Raw genomic sequence first — 17,118 nt, forward strand, 5'->3', positions numbered from 1 at the left:
GCCCGCATGCGGGCCTGCGCCAGATGCTGATACGGGCCCGAGCGGGTGCCAAACCACGCATCATTTGTGATCTGCAGAATGAAATCTGCCCGATCCGGTGCGCCGTTGACATCTTGTGGAAACACGGCCTCGTAACAAATCAACGGTAAAGCGCGGCCGAGCTTTCCAGCCTCCAACAGCGATGGACCGGGCCCCGCACTGAACCCGTGGCCGGTCGTGGCAGCCAGGCCATGAATGCCAAAACGCCCGAGCAAATCGCCAAACGGGACGTATTCCCCAAACGGGGCAAGGTGGTGTTTGTCGTACAATCCCCGTTGGGCACCGGTTTCATCCAGAAAGATCAGCGAGTTGAAAATCTTCAACCCATCCGCGCGCTGGATGCCGAACACAACAGGCGTGCCCTGCGCTGCACTGGCAATCGTTTCCAACCAAGGGCCAGCACGGCTCAACCATGCTGGCACTGCGGTTTCGGGCCAGACAATGAGATCAGGCCGTGGCGCGGCGGCGGTAAATTCAATCTGCCGCGCGAAGAACAGCGATGCGTAGTCCGGGTCCCATTTCTGGTGCTGCGGCGCATTGGGTTGCACCAGCCTTACGACACTATCGGTCTGCTCCACGGCGGGCCTGAGGCCTGCATAGACGAACGCGAAAGCCACGCTGGCGATGGCAAATATACTCGGAGCAACCAAGCCCTCCCCGCGTATCAGCGCCGCCCCTAAGGGGATGGCCACCAACAGGGTCAGCGCACCCAGACCATACGGCCCGATTAGAGACAAAAGCTGCGCCACAGGTGTATCGACCCAGACCTGCGCAAAGCCCGCCCATGGGAACCCGGTCAACACATATCCGCGCACAAACTCAGCAAGCGACAAAGTCAAAGCCAGCAGTACGGCCCTCTGCATGAGTGTGCCGCGAATCCGATGAGCGGCCCAAAACGCCGCAGCCCAAAACAACGCAAGCCCGCCTGCCATAAACACCAAAGCAAAGGGTGCCATCCAGGCGTGGCGTTCGGGGTCCACCTGAAACGGTTCAATAATCCAGCCCAGCGCATGGGCGAAATAGCCGGTTGCAAAGGCCCAGCCCAGAAATCCGGCACGCCAAGCAGTCTCGGAAGCCAGAAAAAGCGGCGCAATCAGAACCAAAGCGGCAAGCGTCACACCCCAATACCCAAATGGAGCTAGACCAAATGCGCCCAGTGCGCCCAATGCTGCCGCGAATAGGATCCTCAGGCTGAATGGCCAGCCCCGGACAAGGGTCATGCAGTCAGTTCCGGCAACATGACACGCAAGCGCTTGATGCGACGCGGATCGGCATCGATCACTTCAAACTCGGGACCTTCTGGATGCAGCACAACCTCACCCCGCGCAGGAACACGGCCCGACAGCATGAAGACCAGACCTCCCAACGTGTCGATCTCTTCTTCATCCACATCCTCGTGACTGGTCAGAGAACATCCGATTTCAGCCTCAAAATCTTCCAACGGCACACGGGCCTGCACCACGTAGCAACCGGGTTTTTCCTGGAACCAGAGCTGATCTTCGTCAGCGTCATGTTCATCGGCGATTTCACCGACGACCTGTTCGATCAAGTCCTCGATGGTCAACAAACCGTCAACGCCACCATACTCATCGATCACCAATGCCATATGCCGACGTTCGGTCTGCATCTTTGTCATGAGAACACCGATCGGCATCGAAGGCGGCACAAACAGTAGCGTGCGCAGCATCGAAACCAGATCGAATTCGGCCGCACCGCCATTGAACCCGTGGGTAAGTGCGAAATCCTTGAGGTGAACGAAACCGAGAGGCGTATCCAGAGTGCCTTCGTAGACCGGGATACGCGACAATCCACTGTCACGGAACACCTGCGCCAGTTCATCCTTTGAGATGGTTGAAGGAACCGAAATGATCTCGGCCGTTGGGATCGCTACATCTTCGACCCGCATCCGGCGCAGATTGATCATTCCACGGGGTTGAGCGGCCATAGTCTCTTGTCCGTTCACCACCTCTTTCTGATCATCGTTCTGACCAGAAAATGCGTCAAATATCCTTGAAAAGAAGCTGCCCTTCTCTTCGATTTCAATGCTGCTGTCCTGTGGTTGCGCGCCCTGCGCCGCCCTAGAACTGCCGTCCGTGTCGCCCATTGTCCTGTTCCAATAGTCCGGGTGAATGTACCCGCTTCATCCATTATATGGGTTATTGATACCCATTTTGCCAAGTATCTTGACCTCAACAGCCTCCATAAGGGTGGCATCAGGGTCACGAATGTGATCATAGCCCAACAAATGCAACGTGCCGTGAACGATCAAATGCGTCACATGATCCGCCATAAGTTTGCCCGCATCGGCTGCTTCGCGGGCGCAGGTATCGTACGAAATCGCAATGTCACCCAGGGCAATTTCACCCGTGAAATCCGGTTGTGGAAGATCGGGCGTAGCGCCTGCCGTTTCCGGGGACAGGTCCTCGGCAGGCCAACTCAGTACATTGGTCGGGGCAGGTTTGCCGCGAAACTCAGCGTTCAGTTCTGTGATGCGGGTATCATCGCAGCCTAATAGGCTAACTTCGCATATGTCGGGATCGAGGCTCCGAAAGCGCAGCACCTCAGCAATGGCTTTGGTGGCAAGAGGTTCCAGATCTTGCCAGCGCGAGTCTTCAATCGTTAGTTCCAGGTTCATTTCACCAGTCCAAAGCCCGTTTCGGGGCCCTGGTTCTAACCGGTCTCACGGCCCGCATCAGCCTCATATGCTTCGATGATCGCGGCGACAAGCGGATGGCGTACAACATCCTTGGACGTAAAGTAGTTGAAGCTGATATTCGGGATCGTCTTCAGCAAACGTTCGGCATCTGCAAGCCCCGACTGGACCCCGCGCGGCAGGTCAACCTGCGACCGGTCGCCAGTGATGACCATGCGGCTGCCTTCGCCCAGACGGGTCAGGAACATCTTCATCTGCATGGTCGTGGCATTCTGCGCCTCATCCAACACAACAAAGGCATTTGCCAGTGTCCGCCCCCGCATAAAGGCCAGCGGCGCGATTTCGATTCGCTTTTCCTCGATCAGTTTCGCCAGTTGTTTGCCCGGCAGAAAATCATTCAGCGCATCATACAGCGGCTGCATGTAAGGATCGACCTTATCCTTCATATCACCCGGCAGGTAACCCAGTTTTTCGCCCGCCTCGACGGCTGGTCGGCTGAGGATGATCCGGTCCACATGGCCGCCAATAAACATCGACACGCCAACGGCTACGGCCAGATAGGTCTTACCTGTGCCCGCTGGGCCGATTCCAAAGGCCAGTTCATTGTTGAACAGTGACTGCACGTAAGCCTTCTGCGCATCGGTGCGTGGTTCAACCAGCTTTTTGCGAGTTTTGATCTCGACAGAACCGCCCTTGAACATCTCAAGCTGATCACCGTCGCGACTGCCGGTATCCTGCTCAGCATTGCCCATGCGCAGCTCTCGATCCACATCCGCAGCTTCGACGTCGCGCCCCCCTTCCAGACGCGTATAGAGTGCCTGAAGCACCTCAATCGCGTTTTTTTGGGAATCTTCGTCGCCCATGACAACCAGTTGATTGCCGCGGCGCACAATCTGCACGGACAGCTTTTGTTCAATCTCTGTTAGGTTACGGTCATATTCGCCGCAAAGATCGATCAGCAATCGGTTGTCTGGAAATTCTACAAACGCCTCGCGCGCGGGCATTTCATTTGGCGGTGGGGTTAGGGCACCGGTGGCCAATCCGTTCTCCTGTCTTGGCGTTACACCCCGAGCGTAGACAAGATGTCTTGGTAGGTGCAAGCCACAGTTTTAAAATTTCCACTGACGTCGACAAAACCGCCAGCAAACCTGCTTTCAATCGCCAGAAACTGTGCTCAGAACGTGTAGTTCAAACCAAATCTGAGGCCGCGATATCCTGGCGTCGACTTGGTCGAAAAGCCTGAACCAAATTCGACGGTCTTGGATTCGAACTGAACATATTGATACTCGCCCGTGATCGACCAGTTTTCGTTCAATTTATGCTCAGCCCCAATGCTGGCCGTGTACCCACCACGCCGATCCGATTCTTCGAACAGCTGGCTGGAGAAGGTCGAGGAGATGCTGCTGGTCGTATCAACCTGACCCCAGATATATCCAACGCTGACAAAGTACAGCACCCGACCGCTGCGGTTTGTCAGGCCGTTGCGCAGTTGCACATAGAACATGTCGGAAATTTCGGTTCTGCCCGTCACCGTGTCACCACCGATCTGGGTCGAGACCGTATCGCTTAGGTTTCCGACGTCATATCCCAGTTCGATCCCATAGACATAGTCGCGGCCAAGGCTGGTGGGAACGACACCACGCCAGCCCCCCCGCATGCTGAAATAGCCACCGCGGACATCCTGATCCCCGATATCGAACACACCGGTGGGAGTTCTAAGACCAAAGCGATCGCTGCCGTTTGCGCCATAACCGGCACCGAACCCAAGATAAAAGGCGCTGACATCGCGGCTGAAACGCTCTGCGCTAATCACATCGGGCTCTGTCACCTCACCTTTCAACTCAGCTGCCAGCGTAGTGCAGGCAAAAAGTGCTGAGACACAGACAACCCACGCTGCGCGCCAAAGGTTCGACCGTTTCAATCCCCGAATAACTTCCACTCGTACCCTCCATCACACGCCGACCACGTTTTCAGGGTAGCGCAATATACGGCTTTTCAGATGCTCAGATATACGCCGAACACATGGTTAGCATTGGTCCGAGCATAGTTCGAGGCCATAAATCAAGGGTAAATTTTGGAAACAAAATCCAGAACCGGTACCGTATCTGCGATCAATCACCAAACGAGAGTAGTTCTCCTGCCAGAGAATTTGCACCCGAATCAGTGATGCGAACCTCTCGCAGATCGCCAACTTCAATCCCGGGGGCCTTAACGTGGACCGAATGCAGATATTCGGATTTACCAACCATTTGCCCTTCGAGACGGCCGGTTTTTTCGAACAGTACGCGTACCGTGCGGCCCACCATCGAATCCTGTATCTCGCGCTGATGCCGGGTGATCAGGGCTTGCAGTCGCTGCAAGCGGTCATCTGCAGCATCCGGATCAACCTGCGCTCGTTCAGCTGCCGGTGTGCCCGGACGGGTCGAATATTTGAACGAATACGCATATCCGTATTTGACCTGCTCGACCAAATCCATCGTCGCCTGAAAATCCTCTTCGGTTTCTTCCGGGAAACCGACGATGAAATCCCCGGACATCACGATGTCCGGGCGCGCCGCGCGAATACGCTCGATCAGTCGAAGGTAGCTTTCAGCCGTGTGGCTGCGGTTCATCCGCTTGAGAATCCGGTCCGATCCGGATTGTACGGGCAAATGCAGATACGGCATCAGTTTCTCGCAGGTGCCATGCGCCTCGATCAGGTCATCAGCCATGTCATTGGGATGAGATGTGGTGAAACGGATGCGTTCCAGCCCGTCAACCTTGTTTAATTCCCAGATCAGAGAGGCCAGCGTCATATCCCCGTTCGGACCCGCGCCGTGATAGGCGTTGACGTTCTGACCCAACAGGGTGATTTCACGCACACCACGTTCGACCAAATCTTGCGCTTCGCGAATGATCCGATCCGCCGGGCGGCTGACCTCGGCCCCGCGGGTATAGGGCACGACGCAGAAGGCGCAGAACTTGTCGCAGCCTTCCTGCACGGTCAGAAACGCCGTCGGGCCACGCTTGGCCTTAGGCCGGTTCTTCAACTTCTCGAACTTGTCTTCCTCGGGAAAATCCGTGTCCAGCGCCTTGGCCCCGGTACGAGTCTTCGCCTCCATCTCAGGCAAGCGGTGATAGCTTTGCGGGCCAACCACCAGATCGACCAGCGGTTGACGGCGCATGATCTCTTCGCCTTCGGCCTGAGCCACACAGCCAGCGACGCCGATCTTCAGATCGGGTTTCTCGGCCTTCAGCCCCTTGAACCGACCCAGTTCGGAATAGACCTTCTCAGCCGCCTTTTCCCGGATGTGGCAGGTGTTCAGCAGAATCATATCCGCATCATCGGCTGACTTGGTTTCGACATACCCCTGCCCGCCCAGTGCTTCGGCCATACGTTCACTGTCATAGACATTCATCTGACAGCCATAGGTCTTGATAAACAGCTTCTTGGATTCGGACATGGGGCGGGCCTTTGCATTCGCTGGATCGGCGTCGTCTATACGCTTCGAACGCCGCTTGCAATGTGGGCGCATTTACCTGAATTTGGCAGGACTTTCCAGCAGGGCACAAATGAACGCGCGATGACCTACGATTCCTTGGACAGCTTCCTCAAATCCGGCCAAACCGCCTTGTCCAAGGGACCGGTTGCTCTGATCTTTGCCGAAGATGATGCCGAAGTTGAAAGCACGCTGCACCATCACCTCTCACTTGGATTTCAATCCGTCGTTGCGTTCATGCCAGCAGAGTTCGACCTGAGCGAGGAGCTCAGCGTGCGGGTTCATCGGGTTACGTTCAATTCCGCGCCCAGATCGGTCGTATTCGATGCGTTGAATCTCATCATCAAAGCGGCTCCGAGAGTCTGGATGTACTACTGCTACAACGCCGAATACCTGTTCTATCCGTTCTGCGAAACGCGCAGCATCGGTGAGATGCTGGCCTTTCACACCGAGGAACGCCGCAGCGCGATGCTATGCCATGTGGTCGACATCTACGCCGATGATCTGGCCAAGTTCCCAAGCGGTGTCGCACCGGACCATGCCATGCTGGATAGCACAGGATATTATGCGCATGCGCGCCACGATGCCTCGGGGCGGCCGCTGGAACGCCAGCTGGATATGTCAGGAGGCCTGCGGTGGCGGTTCGAGGATCATATTCCGTACGAACGCCGCCGGATCGACAGGATCGCCCTGTTCAAAACGCAGGCCGATTTGATCATTCAACCGGATCACACGTTCAACCAGCCGGAATACAACACCTATTCCTGCCCTTGGCATCATAACCTAACGGCTGCCATCTGTTCATTCCGGGCTGCCAAGGCACTGAAAAGCAACGCCGGGTCGACCTTTGACATCTCCAGTTTTCGCTGGAGCCATTCTGTGTCTTTCGAATGGAACTCGCGTCAATTGCTGGATCTGGGCCTGATCGAGCCTGGCCAGTGGTTCTGAAACTACCGTTGCAACAGAATAGGGAACCAATCCTCGCGCAGGCGCTGGCCCGGCACCATCTCATGCCCCGGAAACGGGGGTGAGGTCGGGCCGGGGCGTTCCACATACCGCGCATCATCACCGACCAACCGTAGCGAGAATGCCCGACGTCGGCTGTCTGACTGATTGCCCCGCGCGCCGTGCAAAGTGCGATAGTTAAACGCCACCGCGTCCCCCGGTTCCATCTCGAACTCAACCACTTTCATACCCTCGGCATCAGGGTCTGGCACGGGGATGTACTGACCTTCATCCGCAAAGAACCCCTCTTCAGAGACCCAGCGGGTCGGCAGCACCTCTTTCTCCCAGCGATGCGATCCGGCAACGCAACGCAGCGTGGCCTGTTTCACCGCATCCAGCGGCGACCAGAAGCTAATCGTTTGCTGCCCTTCGACAAAGTAATACGGCCCGTCCTGATGCCACGGCGTCGCCATCGAAGTTCCGGGTTCTTTGACCAGAACATGATCATGAAACATCTGCACAGTTTGCGACTGCATCAAATCAGCAGCCACGGCGGCAGCCGGAGAGGTCTTGATCACCTCCTGAAACTGGGGGATTCGGGTCCAGTTGCAATAATCATCGAAGAATAGGCCGGTTTGGCCCTCTTTCTTGTTTTCTGACGCATAAGGCCCCGGCGCGTCCATATTGGCCGCAACACCTTCGCGCAGTTGTTCGACGTGATCGGCAAACAGCCCTTTGACCAAGACAACACCCTCACTCTGATACGTGTCGATCATCTGCTGCGAAACAAGAGGGTGCGGCATGTCAATCTCCGTTCGGTTACCCTTGAATACATCCGTTAGAGACCACCCAGGTATTCTGTTCAAATCATATCTTTCGAAGTTATAATTAGCTTCATGTTATATATTTCACTGCGTCAGTACGAATACATATGTGCGATCGCGCGGCAGGGCAGCCTATCTGCGGCGGCCCAGGCGCTAAATGTCTCGCAACCCGCGCTGTCCAACGCGCTGACCCGGGTCGAATCAAATATTGGATACCCACTGTTCGTCCGCAGGCGCGGGGCTGCTATGGTTTCAACCCCGCAGGGGCGCCGGTTTGTCGAACAGGCCGAAGGGTTGTTGAGTGCTGCTGCTCAGATTGAAAACCCTGGGTTCGTTCCGCAAGGTCTGGATCATCTAACTGTCGGCTGCTTCGTCGATTTGGCCCCGTTCCACCTTGCCCCCGCCCTGCGCTGTTTGCACGCGACGCTGCCAGATGTTTCGGTGTCTTATTCGGTCGAAGATTTTCAGGGATTGCTGGACAGCTTGGTCGATGGTCGGATCGACCTCGCCATTACTTATGATCTTGGTATGGATGCCAGTTTTGTACGGCAAAAACTGTTCGATAGCGTCCCGCAGGCATTGCTGTCGCCAGAACACCCACTGGCTGGGGCACGTCAGGTTACGCTAACCGAACTAGCGAACGAACCCTTGATCCTGTCAACCGAAGGGCTGTCTGCACAACACATACTTGGCCTCTTCAGACGCCATGGGTTAAACCCAACAGTCAGACACCGGGCCGCCACGCTTGAGATTCAGCGCAGCCTCGCCGCACATGGCGAAGGGGTAGCGATCAGCTATGTCAGCCCAAAGAACGAACTGAGCTACGACAACAAAAGCCTTGCAAGCCTGCCCATCGCCGACAAGGACGTAGCCGAGGCCGTCGTGCTGGCGCGTCACGGCACCGGGCCTGTCGACGCAACAACGAAGGCCGCAGAGCGCGCTCTGCTTGATCAAATGAAGGATCTGTAAATCAGGTGGTTTTCTTGCGCAGACGGATCACCACATCAACCGATGCGATCTCGACCCCTTTGGGGGCCTCTGGCAGGCGCTGGATCACCAATTCCTCGGACGGAGCATCGCTGAGCCGCCCTTCATCTTCCCAAAAGAAATGAGGGTGATCATGCGTATTGGTATCGAAATAGCTTTTTGATCCGTCCACCGTAATCTCTTGCAGCACTCCGGCGTCGCAAAAGGCACGCAAGGTGTTGTAGACTGTTGCCAGTGACACGGCGTCGCCTTTTGTCTTGGCGGACTCAAATAGGCTTTCTGCTGTGACGTGGCGATGGCGACCATCACCGATCAGAAGCTCAGCCAGCGCCACGCGCTGACGCGTCGGGCGCAGCCCTGCGCCTTCCAGCCAATTTGTCGCTATCTTTCGGCTCTGAGGTGTCATGAATCCGATACCCGTTCTTGCTGCCTTATATATAGGGGCGCTCTTACCCAGATTTCAAATGAAATTCATTCGCAAACAGCCATATGCTGCAACATCTTACGGCCCGCGCTCTTGCAGGACCTTGCATACGGGTGCTAGGTGAGGCCAGATATAACGAACGGACCCAAGGCAGGAGAGGCGGCAGAATGGCCCAGTTCCCGAGCAGTTTTGACAAAGACGATCTGCTAAAATGTGCTCGTGGCGAATTATTTGGCCCTGGCAATGCACAACTGCCTGCGCCGCCCATGCTAATGATGGATCGCATCACCGAAGTGTCGGCGGATGGCGGGGCCCATGGCAAAGGCCACATTCTAGCTGAATTCGATATCACGCCAGACCTTTGGTTTTTTGACTGCCACTTTCCCGGGAACCCGATTATGCCCGGATGCCTCGGGCTAGATGGCTTGTGGCAATTGACAGGCTTCAATCTGGGCTGGCGTGGTTGGCAGGGTCGCGGCATGGCCGTGGGCGTCGGCGAAGTCAGGCTTACAGGGATGGTGCGACCGGACCGCAAGATGTTGACCTATAAAATCGATTTCAAAAAGGCGATCCAGACCCGCCGCCTGACCATGGGCGTCGCAGATGGTATCGTCGAAGCGGACGGCGAAATGATTTACGACGTCAAAGACATGAGAGTTGTTCTGTCGGACGCCTAAGGCGGACCAGCCTGAAATAAGGAGCACGCACATGCGTCGAGTAGTTGTCACCGGTCTGGGGATCGTATCCTCCATCGGGAACAATGCCCAAGAGGTTTTGGCCTCACTTAAGGCCGGTAAATCCGGTATCGAAGCTAATGAGCAAATGGTTGAACATGGCTTTCGCAGTCAGATCGCCGGAACGCTGAAAATCGACGTGGCCGAGCATGTGGACAAACGCACTTTGCGGTTCATGGGCCCCGGCGCTGCCTATGCCCATATCGCCATGAGTCAGGCGATAGCCGATTCCGGGTTGGGCGAAGACCAGGTGGTCAATCCTCGCACGGGTCTGGTGGCAGGTTCCGGTGGGCCATCCACAAGCGCAATGCTGACAGCGCACCAGACCGTGCTGAAAACCGGTGCGACTAAGCGGATCGGGCCATTTGCTGTGCCGAAATGCATGTGCTCGACCATTTCCGCGAACCTTGCGACGGCATTCAAGATCAAGGGGATCAACTACTCGATCACCTCGGCTTGCTCGACCTCGCTGCACTGCATCGGCAACGCGGCAGAACAGATCATGCTGGGCAAACAGGATGTCATGTTCGCAGGCGGCGGAGAAGAACTGGACTGGACGTTGTCCTGCCTGTTCGACGCGATGGGTGCGATGTCATCGAAGTATAACGACACACCCGAAAAAGCCTCACGCGCGTTCGACGAAAACCGCGATGGGTTCGTGATTTCCGGCGGAGGCGGAATTGTCGTGCTGGAAGAACTGGATCACGCCTTGGCCCGTGGTGCAAAAATCTATGCCGAAGTGACCGGCTACGCCGCCACATCGGATGGCCATGATATGGTGGCCCCGTCCGGCGAGGGTGGTGAACGAGCGATGCGGCTGGCTCTGGCGACAGTTCCTGAAAGCCGCAAGGTTGGCTATATCAACGCCCATGGCACCTCGACCCCGGTCGGGGACGTGGGTGAGGTCGAAGCCGTGCGCCGCATTTTTGGCGAAGGCAGTGTGCCGCCAATCTCATCGACCAAATCGATGACCGGCCACGCACAGGGGGCTGCGGGCGCGCTAGAGGCGATCTTCTGTCTGCTGATGCTGGATAATGATTTCATTACGCCGTCGATCAATGTCGACACTTTAGCCGAAGGCATTCTGCCCGGTGAAATTGCAACGGAAACGGTTGAAAACGCAGGCTTGGACAGTGTCATGACCAACAGCTTCGGCTTTGGCGGCACCAACGGGTCCATGGTTCTGTCGAAGTATAACGGGTGAATGTGATGTCGGATATTCTAACGGGAAAACGCGGGCTGATCATGGGCGTGGCCAATGATCGCTCGATTGCATGGGGCATTGCCAAAGCCATGCACGAAGCAGGCGCGGAACTGGCATTCACCTATCAAGGCGAGGCATTCGGCAAGCGGTTGGAACCGCTGGCCCAAAGCCTTGGCAGCGATTTCATGGTGGATGCGGATGTCACCGATGACGCATCGTTGGATCGCGCGTTCGGAGAACTGGCCGCACGCTGGCCAACCATTGATTTCGTGGTCCACGCGATTGCCTATTCGGACAAATCCGAACTGACGGGCCGGTTCCTGAACACCTCACGGGCCAACTTCAAGCATTCGATGGATGTTTCGGCATATTCCTTCATCGAAGTCGCGCGACGCGCCTATCCGATGATGAAGGAAAATGGCGGCTCGCTGCTGACACTGACCTATCAGGGTTCGAACCGCGTTGTTCCAAATTACAACGTAATGGGTGTTGCCAAGGCAGCACTGGAGTCTGCGACCCGCTATTTGGCCAACGATCTGGGCCCTGAAGGCATCCGTGTAAACGCCATTTCGCCCGGACCGATGAAGACACTAGCAGGCGCAGCCATCGGCGGTGCGCGTAAGACCTACAAGTTCTGCGACCTGAATGCCCCTATGCGCTCGAACGCGACGCTTGAGGCGGTCGGCGGAACCGCCGTCTATCTGACATCGGATGCGGGCGCCTGCACGTCGGGCGAAATCATCCGTGTGGATGGCGGTTTCCACGTGCTCGGAATGCCACAGCCCGATTTCATGTGACCATATCTTTCCCTGACGCCGCCCAGATTTAACCAAATTTCAGCGTCAGGGTTTGCGATATGAGCAAACTTGACCAGATCATCGCAAGCAATGCCCGCACGGCCCGGCGCAAATCCGGCTTTCTGAGCCAGCGCGCCCGTATCCTGCTTTTGACCCTGACCACGTTGCTGGTGCTATTTGTGTTCTTCACACAACCTCCAGTGCGCAGCGCCATCGAAGCGTTGATCGGATAAGGGCAAAGCCGGGTTCATTGCGTTCAAGAACAGCGCAGGCCCGTGCAGGTCCTGCGATAGTACTGCGTAGATTTCAACCGTTCTGACTGAAACACTCGGATCGATCTTCAATTACACTAGTTGATTGAGGCAACCTCAATCTCGAAAATCAAATCCTGACCAGCAAGCGGGTGATTGGCGTCCAGCGTTACGGTCGCGTCATTTGCGTCAACAATCGTGACCGGCAAAGCCTGACCATCCGGTGTCTGCATTTGCAATTGTGTCCCGGGGTCCAGCGGGATGTCATCCGGAATACCCTCGCGCGGTATTTCCTGGCGCATGGCAGGGTTGATCGGCCCATAGGCATCAACGCAGGCAATCTCGACCCGTTTCTTATCGCCCACGGCAAGGCCGGGCATCGCGCTATCAAGCCCCGGGATGATCTGCCCGGACCCCACAACAAACTCCAGCGGATCGCGCCCGTCCGAGCTGTCGAAGACAGTACCGTCCAGCAGCGTACCGGTATAGTGGATGCGAACCCTGTCGCCTTGTTTGATGTCTGTCATTTGGGGCCTCCGGGCCGATGAGTGTGTGAACCGCCAACCCTAGGGGCCTACACAATGATGTAAACCCTTCGCCCTTTCATGCCCTGCACTCTTGTGCGAACTTGCGCAGAAATATCGGAGGCGTAGATGACAATCACAACCTGTATTTTTGATGCCTATGGCACATTGTTCGACGTCGCCGCCGCCGCCCGTCAGGCCGCGTCCGAGCAGGGCTTTGAGGCGCTGCGCGACACCTGGCCCAAGGTCGCGGGACATTGGCGTCTGAAGCAGCTACAATACACCTGGCTTCGGGCCGTCGCCGATGCGCATGCCGATTTCTGGGATGTCACACAGGATGGTCTGGATTGGGCGCTAGAGGCCGCCGAGCTGCAAGGGGACGCCAAGCTGCGCCAACGCCTGCTGGATCTGTATTGGGAGCTACAGGCCTACCCCGAGGTTCCGGACATGTTGAAGGCCTTAAAAGACGGCGGACTGCAAACCGCGATCCTTTCCAACGGATCTCCGCCAATGCTGGACGGGGCTGTTGAATCTGCCGGGATTGGCGACCTGCTGGATGATGTTCTGTCCGTCGAAAGCGTTGGTGTCTTCAAGCCACATGTTCGGGTCTACGATTTGGTGCAGCAACGGTTCGGCTGCGCCCGAGAAGAAGTGTTATTCGTCAGCTCGAATGGTTGGGATGCCGCTGGCGCCAGTGGTTATGGCTTTGTCACCGCATGGGTAAACCGCGCAAACGAGCCGATGGATCGTCTGCCTTGGACACCGGCGCATGTGCTGGCGGACCTGACCACGATCCCTGATCTGGCGGGGGTTTGATGCCTGATTTTCGAACATCAGACGGCAGACGCCTGTATTTCCAACAATCCGGCTCTGGTGATCCTTTACTGTGTCTGTCGGGTTTGACACGCAACAGTGGTGATTTCTCGTTTGTTCAGCCCCACCTGAATGGCATGCACCTCATCATGATGGATTACCGCGGACGCGGGCGATCAGACCATGATCCAGACTACATGAACTACAACATCTTCCGTGAATCACTGGACGCGATTGACCTGTTGGATCATTTGAACTTGCCCAGAACAGCAATCCTGGGCACATCGCGTGGCGGATTAATCGCCATGGCCCTTGCCGCCAGCCACCCCGAACGACTGACACAAGTGATCCTGAATGATGTTGGGCCCGTGATCGAACCGGCAGGCATCGCCAAGATCATGGATTATGTTGGCAAAGAACCCGCCTCAAAAACCTATGAACAAGCGGCACATGCGCTGAAATCAGGGATGGCAATACAGTTCCCTGATGTTCCATATGACAGATGGCTGGCACAGGCTAAGGTTCAATACAATGCCACAGCTGACGGTTTGACACTGCGCTATGACCCTGCCCTGCGCACCGCGTTGCTGGAACAGGCTGCAACCGGAGCGATCCCCGATATGTGGATGTTCTTCGAAGCGCTAAACGGCATCCCAACCGGCGTGTTGCGCGGTGCAAACTCGGATGTTCTAAGTGCGGAAACCCTGGCTGAGATGCACCGACGCCATCCCGGTTTGATCTCAGCCGACGTTCCGAACCGGGGGCATGTTCCGTTTCTGGACGAACCTGAATCTTTGGCCCTCATACACAAGGTATTGAGCACAACATGAGCAGTATTGAACTGATCGAAGCCGCCGCAGACCGGTTGCGCGGGCATGTAAGGGAAACGCCCGTTCTAACCTCACCCTTTCTGGATGACACTGCGGGCCGTCGCGTTTTGGTTAAACCCGAATGTCTACAACACACCGGCAGTTTTAAGTTTCGCGGCGCATGGTCGGCGATATCTGTGCTTAACCCCGAGCAGCGACAGCGTGGTGTCATCGCCTATTCCTCGGGCAATCATGCGCAGGGCATCGCAATGGCGGCCTCGAAACATGGCGTTGCGTCGGTGATCGTGATGCCGTCGGATGCGCCACAATTGAAGATCGACAACACGCACGCTTTGGGTGGCGAAGTGGTCCTCTATGATCGGTCCCGCGAAAGCCGTGAGGAGATTGGCGAGGCTTTGGCCGCTGAACGAGGCCTGACCCTTATCCGGCCCTATGATGAACCTCAGGTTATTGCCGGTCAGGGTACAGTTGGCCTTGAACTCGCGCGACAGGTCGAAGCGTTCGGTGTTGTAAAGGCAGATGTTCTGGTCTGCTGCGGAGGTGGTGGGTTGACCTCGGGTATCGCTCTGGCATTGGAAAAACATGCGCCCGGCCTGCGCGCCCGACCGTGTGAGCCGGACGGGTTTGACGACGTCAAACGTTCGCTGGCCAGCGGTCAGATCCAGAACAACAACGCCTCGTCCGGCAATATCTGTGATGCGATCCTCACCCCGCAGCCGGGCGAGATTACCTTTCCCATTCTCCAACGGCTCTGCGGACCGGGCCTGTCGGTGTCTGAGGATGAGGCGTTGAAGGCCATGGCTTTGGCATTTCTGCGCCTGAAAATCGTATTGGAACCCGGTGGGGCCGTTGCGCTGGCCTCGGCCCTGTTCCGCAAGGATGAGATTGAAGGCGACGATGTAGTGGTGGTTGCATCCGGCGGCAATGCCGATCCGGAAGTGTTTGCCAAAGCAGTAGAGCGGTTAGACGCATAGTGGTCAGATTGAATGAAGCACGTGTTACGACCCAAAGGACCTTAACATGCCTCACGTGACTATCGGGAACGTGGACCTGAACTACAGGATTGATGGCTCGCCAACCGGCGCACCCATCGTGTTTGCCAATTCACTGGGCACAGACCTGCATCTATGGGATGGGGTGATCCCTCACCTGCCCGACGGTCTGCGGATCATTCGATTTGACAAGCGCGGCCATGGTCAATCCTCGGTTCCACCTGCTCCTTATTCGATGGGATCGCTGATCCGAGATACCGAGGCTTTGTTAGATCATCTCGACGTGCGCGATTGCGTGTTCGTGGGCCTGTCAATCGGTGGCATGATCGCCCAAGGCCTAGCCATCAAACGTCTGGATCAGGTGCGCGCCTTGGTCCTGTCCAACACGGCCGCCAAGATCGGTATGCCCTCGATCTGGCAGGATCGGATGGAGGCTGTTCGCGATGGCGGGATCGAAGCCCTGGCTGATGCCACAATGGAGCGCTGGTTCTCGCGTGAGTTTCGAGCCGCACGAAACCACCTGCTCTGGCGCGAGATGATGGTGCGGCAGCCAGTTGAAGGGTATCTGGGATGCTGTGCCGCTATAGCCGGCACGGATTTTTATACGCCAACGTCGGGTTTGCGGCTGCCCACTTTAGGCATCGCCGGCAGCGAAGACGGCTCGACCCCACCAGACCTTGTGCGTGAAACGGTCGAACTGATCCCCGGCGCGAAATTCAATCTGATGCGAAGGGCAGGACATTTGCCTTGTGTTGAAAAACCAGACGAGTTTGCCGCTATACTTGAAGCGTTTTTGAAAGATATTGGACATATTTAAGGGAGCCTTTCGATGGCTGATTTCCTTCTGATTCATGGTTCTTGCCACGGCGCCTGGTGTTGGCGCGACTTGATTCCCGCGCTGGAAAACTTTGGGCACACAGCCCGTGCCATCGACATGCCCAGCCACGGTGCTGACCCTACGCCGATTGCCGAGGTCACCCTTGATGGCTGCCGAGACGCCATCCTTGCCGCATCGACGCCAGATACGATCATCGTAGGGCATTCCTGGGGAGGGTATCCGATTAGCGCCGCCGCCGAAGCGCAACCGCAAGCCATGCGCGCCCTGGTCTATCTGAGCGCCTATGTCCCGCAAGACGGGGTGTCTATGGTCGAGATGCGCCGCCGTGGACCAAGCCAAACAATCGCGAATGCAGTAGAAAAATCGGCTGATGGATTGTCTTACACCGTCCGTCCAGAGCACGTAAAAGAACTGTTCTACCATGATTGCGCGCCCGAAATCACACCGTTCGCCTTTGCGCGCCTTTGTCCGCAGGCCATACGCCCGCAAGATACGCCCTTGGCACTTAGTGAGCGCTACAAAAGTGTCGCGCGCGCATATATTGCAACCAGCGATGATCACACTGTTCCATTCGCGTATCAAAAGAAAATGGGCAGCGAAATCCGCACGGATTTGCAACGCACTATTGACAGCGGCCACTCCTCGTTCTTTTCCCATCCGGACCAATTGGCGCGTGCGCTGACAGATCTTGAGAAACAGCTTTGATCAGGCGCCTTTGCGACCCTACGTCAAAGAACAGCCCTCTATCCTAACGAATTGGCCCCGCCTAGGGTGCTGGGGACGA

At 56.6% G+C, this 17,118-nt stretch carries 20 protein-coding genes; 11 read left to right on the plus strand and 9 right to left on the minus strand.

Annotated features, from left to right (window positions below):
• From lnt to miaB, 6 genes are all read right to left on the minus strand, one after another.
• A partial coding sequence (gene lnt, locus ACR0JE_RS17615) for an apolipoprotein N-acyltransferase (protein ID WP_480865096.1) occupies positions 1-1,259 on the minus strand: 1,259 nt, incomplete at its 3' end.
• Positions 1,256-2,143, minus strand: coding sequence for a hemolysin family protein (locus ACR0JE_RS17620; RefSeq protein ID WP_480541880.1), 888 nt, complete (start codon positions 2,141-2,143; stop codon positions 1,256-1,258). The genes ACR0JE_RS17620 and lnt, both read right to left, overlap by 4 nt.
• A gap of 36 nt (positions 2,144-2,179) precedes the next feature.
• Entirely contained in the window at positions 2,180-2,674 is a 495-nt protein-coding gene (ybeY, locus tag ACR0JE_RS17625; protein ID WP_480541878.1) for an rRNA maturation RNase YbeY, read from the minus strand.
• 35 nt (positions 2,675-2,709) lie between these two features.
• Positions 2,710-3,732 carry a PhoH family protein gene (locus ACR0JE_RS17630; protein WP_353012261.1) on the minus strand — a complete coding sequence of 341 codons (1,023 nt, stop codon included), beginning with the start codon at positions 3,730-3,732 and terminating at the stop codon, positions 2,710-2,712.
• A 134-nt stretch (positions 3,733-3,866) separates the two neighbouring features.
• Positions 3,867-4,631 (minus strand): outer membrane protein, encoded by a 765-nt coding sequence (locus tag ACR0JE_RS17635; protein ID WP_480865097.1) that lies wholly within the window; start codon positions 4,629-4,631, stop codon positions 3,867-3,869.
• 172 nt (positions 4,632-4,803) lie between these two features.
• Complete coding sequence (gene miaB, locus ACR0JE_RS17640; protein WP_480541874.1) at positions 4,804-6,135, minus strand: tRNA (N6-isopentenyl adenosine(37)-C2)-methylthiotransferase MiaB; 1,332 nt, start codon at positions 6,133-6,135, stop codon at positions 4,804-4,806.
• Positions 6,136-6,255: 120 nt separating this feature from the next.
• On the opposite strand from miaB, the gene ACR0JE_RS17645 reads away from it, so the two are divergent.
• Positions 6,256-7,119 carry a glycosyltransferase family protein gene (locus tag ACR0JE_RS17645; protein WP_480865098.1) on the plus strand — a complete coding sequence of 288 codons (864 nt, stop codon included), beginning with the start codon at positions 6,256-6,258 and terminating at the stop codon, positions 7,117-7,119.
• A 2-nt stretch (positions 7,120-7,121) separates the two neighbouring features.
• Here ACR0JE_RS17645 and ACR0JE_RS17650 read toward each other — a convergent pair whose 3' ends face one another.
• Complete coding sequence (locus ACR0JE_RS17650; RefSeq protein ID WP_480865099.1) at positions 7,122-7,919, minus strand: phytanoyl-CoA dioxygenase family protein; 798 nt, start codon at positions 7,917-7,919, stop codon at positions 7,122-7,124.
• 93 nt (positions 7,920-8,012) lie between these two features.
• On the opposite strand from ACR0JE_RS17650, the gene ACR0JE_RS17655 reads away from it, so the two are divergent.
• On the plus strand, positions 8,013-8,909 hold the full coding sequence (locus ACR0JE_RS17655) for a LysR family transcriptional regulator (protein ID WP_480865100.1): 897 nt from the start codon (positions 8,013-8,015) through the stop codon (positions 8,907-8,909).
• Between the two features lies 1 nt (position 8,910).
• On the opposite strand, the gene irrA is transcribed toward ACR0JE_RS17655, so the two are convergent.
• Positions 8,911-9,333 carry an iron response transcriptional regulator IrrA gene (gene irrA / locus ACR0JE_RS17660; RefSeq protein WP_170531195.1) on the minus strand — a complete coding sequence of 141 codons (423 nt, stop codon included), beginning with the start codon at positions 9,331-9,333 and terminating at the stop codon, positions 8,911-8,913.
• Between the two features lie 185 nt (positions 9,334-9,518).
• Between irrA and fabA the strand changes: the two genes are divergently transcribed.
• From fabA to ACR0JE_RS17680, 4 genes are read left to right on the plus strand one after another with little or no spacing between them, the layout of a single operon-like run.
• A complete protein-coding gene (fabA, locus tag ACR0JE_RS17665; RefSeq protein WP_170531196.1) occupies positions 9,519-10,028 on the plus strand; it encodes a bifunctional 3-hydroxydecanoyl-ACP dehydratase/trans-2-decenoyl-ACP isomerase in 510 nt (169 codons plus the stop codon).
• 31 nt (positions 10,029-10,059) lie between these two features.
• Positions 10,060-11,289 carry a beta-ketoacyl-ACP synthase I gene (gene fabB / locus ACR0JE_RS17670; protein WP_480541867.1) on the plus strand — a complete coding sequence of 410 codons (1,230 nt, stop codon included), beginning with the start codon at positions 10,060-10,062 and terminating at the stop codon, positions 11,287-11,289.
• Between the two features lie 5 nt (positions 11,290-11,294).
• Complete coding sequence (locus ACR0JE_RS17675; RefSeq protein ID WP_480865101.1) at positions 11,295-12,086, plus strand: enoyl-ACP reductase FabI; 792 nt, start codon at positions 11,295-11,297, stop codon at positions 12,084-12,086.
• 59 nt (positions 12,087-12,145) lie between these two features.
• On the plus strand, positions 12,146-12,319 hold the full coding sequence (locus ACR0JE_RS17680; RefSeq protein WP_170531201.1) for a hypothetical protein: 174 nt from the start codon (positions 12,146-12,148) through the stop codon (positions 12,317-12,319).
• Positions 12,320-12,435: 116 nt separating this feature from the next.
• Here the strand turns inward: ACR0JE_RS17680 and ACR0JE_RS17685 are convergent, their stop codons facing one another.
• Positions 12,436-12,864, minus strand: a complete 429-nt coding sequence (locus ACR0JE_RS17685) for an FKBP-type peptidyl-prolyl cis-trans isomerase (RefSeq protein WP_480541863.1) — start codon at positions 12,862-12,864, stop codon at positions 12,436-12,438.
• Positions 12,865-12,990: 126 nt separating this feature from the next.
• Between ACR0JE_RS17685 and ACR0JE_RS17690 the strand changes: the two genes are divergently transcribed.
• Genes ACR0JE_RS17690 through ACR0JE_RS17710 form a run of 5 tightly spaced genes read left to right on the plus strand, consistent with a single transcriptional unit; the run spans position 12,991 to position 17,039 of the window.
• Positions 12,991-13,677: a haloacid dehalogenase type II gene (locus ACR0JE_RS17690; RefSeq protein ID WP_480865102.1), complete on the plus strand. Its 687-nt coding sequence runs from the start codon at positions 12,991-12,993 to the stop codon at positions 13,675-13,677.
• Positions 13,677-14,504 carry an alpha/beta fold hydrolase gene (locus ACR0JE_RS17695; RefSeq protein ID WP_480865103.1) on the plus strand — a complete coding sequence of 276 codons (828 nt, stop codon included), beginning with the start codon at positions 13,677-13,679 and terminating at the stop codon, positions 14,502-14,504. Before ACR0JE_RS17690 ends, ACR0JE_RS17695 begins: the two co-directional genes overlap by 1 nt.
• Positions 14,501-15,478 (plus strand): threonine ammonia-lyase, encoded by a 978-nt coding sequence (locus tag ACR0JE_RS17700; RefSeq protein WP_480865104.1) that lies wholly within the window; start codon positions 14,501-14,503, stop codon positions 15,476-15,478. The genes ACR0JE_RS17695 and ACR0JE_RS17700 overlap by 4 nt, the downstream gene beginning before the upstream one ends.
• Positions 15,479-15,524: 46 nt before the next feature.
• Positions 15,525-16,313, plus strand: a complete 789-nt coding sequence (gene pcaD / locus ACR0JE_RS17705) for a 3-oxoadipate enol-lactonase (RefSeq protein ID WP_480865105.1) — start codon at positions 15,525-15,527, stop codon at positions 16,311-16,313.
• A gap of 12 nt (positions 16,314-16,325) precedes the next feature.
• A complete protein-coding gene (locus ACR0JE_RS17710; protein ID WP_480541853.1) occupies positions 16,326-17,039 on the plus strand; it encodes an alpha/beta fold hydrolase in 714 nt (237 codons plus the stop codon).
• Positions 17,040-17,118: the final 79 nt, after the last annotated feature.

The organism is Ruegeria sp. H3, from assembly GCF_056533095.1.